Raw genomic sequence first — 1,732 nt, 5'->3', positions numbered from 1 at the left:
CCCATAGCCCGGCGGCGCGCATCGTCCTCGATGAGCGCGGCCAGGGCGTCACGCCAGGCCGTCACGTCGAAGGGGCCGACCAGCACGCCGCTGGCCTCATCGACCAGCTCCGGCAGCGACCCGGTATTGGAGCCGATGATCGGCATGGCGCAGGCCATGGATTCGATGATGGTCAGCCCAAACGCCTCGTTCTCCGACGGAATGCACACCAGATCCAGCGCCGGCAGGATCTCGCCGAGATCCGCGCGGTGGCCCAGAAAACGGATCCTGTCGGCCAGCGGCGTGCCCTCGATCATGGCGACCAGCTCGCGGTAGAACGCCTCGGTGCCGCCGGAGGCGTAGTCGGTGCCGCCGATCGACACCGCGAAGAAGTCGAGCTGGTCAGGCAGCTCTAAAAGCGCCTTCACCCAGACATCCTGCCCCTTGCCCTGAGTCACCCGCCCCGGCAGGCCGATCGCCACCGCGCCCTCGGGAATCCCCAGCTCGGCGCGCTTGGCGGCCACGGCCGCTGCGTTCGTGGCCGGTCGGTACGTCGTGGTGTCCACGCCGTGGGGCAGGCAGGTGACGCGCTCGCGCGGCAGCGGCAGGTTCTTGACGTTGCGCGCAAACGTCGCCTGGCTGATCGAGAGCACGCGGTCGACGTTGCCATAGGCAAAGCGATGGTAGGGGCTCTTCTTGGGGCGCTGGCCGCCCACGTGGTCGGTGTAGAGCACGCGAATGCTCGGCAGCAGCAGCTTCAAGAGCGCGGTGAGGCGCAGATCGCTCGACTTGTGGCAGTGAATCACCCTCACGTGCTCGTCGATCAGCCAGCGGCGCAGCCCCCAGGCGCTGCCCAGCGCCTGAAGGTTGCTCTTGAAGGCCCGATAGGCAACGCCGTTGCGCTGAAAGTAGGTTTCGATACGGGTATCGCTCAGGCAGATGCCGATCACCTCGACTCCTTCGGCCTGCAAATCCTCGATGACCCGATCCACGTAAAGCTCCATGCCGCCCTTGCCGTCGGACATGCAAAGCTGCAGTACCTTGTTCGCCATTCTTTCACCCGCTCGTTGCGCGCCGTTCAACAACGCTTTCATTGTCTTGTAGTATACAGGCTGCAATTGACGGGGTATTCCTATGGCACCCAACGTGCTGGTCGTGCGTAACGACAAGATCGGTGATTTCATGCTCGCCTGGCCGGCGCTCGCCTGCCTGAAGAGCGCCCTTCCCTGCCCTCGGGTGAGCGTGCTGGTGCCCGCCTACACCGCCGAGCTCGCCCGCGCCTGCCCCTGGGTGGACGAGGTGATCGTCGACCCGGGCGCAGAGGCGGGCAAGCCGGCGCAAGCGGCGCTGCTGGCCAGCGTGAAGGCGAAGCGCTTCGATGCGCTGCTCACGCTGTTCTCGACGCCGCGTATCGGCTGGCTCGGCTTTCGCGCGAGGATTCCGCTGCGCCTGGCGCCGGCCACCAAGTGGGCGCAGCTGTTCTACACCGTGCGCATCACCCAGCGCCGCTCGCGCTCGGAGAAGCCGGAGTATCAGTACAACGTCGATCTTGCCTGCGCGCTGCTTGAGCGGCTGTCGCTCAAGCTGGCCCGCCTGCCCGCCCCGCCCTTCTGGCCACTGGAGCAGGCCGCGCGAGACAGCGCCCGGCAGGCGCTGGCCGGCCCTCGGACTCCTGCGGTCGTCATCCACCCGGGCAGCGGGGGTTCGGCGGTGAATCTTACGATCGAACAGTACGCGGCGCTCGCAGCCGACG

General features: G+C 67.0%; 2 protein-coding genes. One reads left to right on the top strand and one right to left on the bottom strand.

Annotated features, from left to right (window positions below; translation table 11 throughout):
* The coding region (locus BIS11_RS16685; RefSeq protein WP_253586601.1) for a glycosyltransferase family 4 protein at positions 1-1,031 on the bottom strand (1,031 nt) is incomplete at its 3' end.
* 82 nt (positions 1,032-1,113) lie between these two features.
* On the opposite strand from BIS11_RS16685, the gene BIS11_RS16680 reads away from it, so the two are divergent.
* The coding region (locus BIS11_RS16680) for a glycosyltransferase family 9 protein (protein ID WP_253586600.1) at positions 1,114-1,732 on the top strand (619 nt) is incomplete at its 3' end.

The organism is Halomonas sp. 707D4, assembly GCF_024158685.1.
Lineage (GTDB): Bacteria > Pseudomonadota > Gammaproteobacteria > Pseudomonadales > Halomonadaceae > Vreelandella.
The sequence above is the reverse complement of the archived record's forward strand: the minus strand, read 5'-3'. Positions and strand labels throughout refer to the sequence as shown.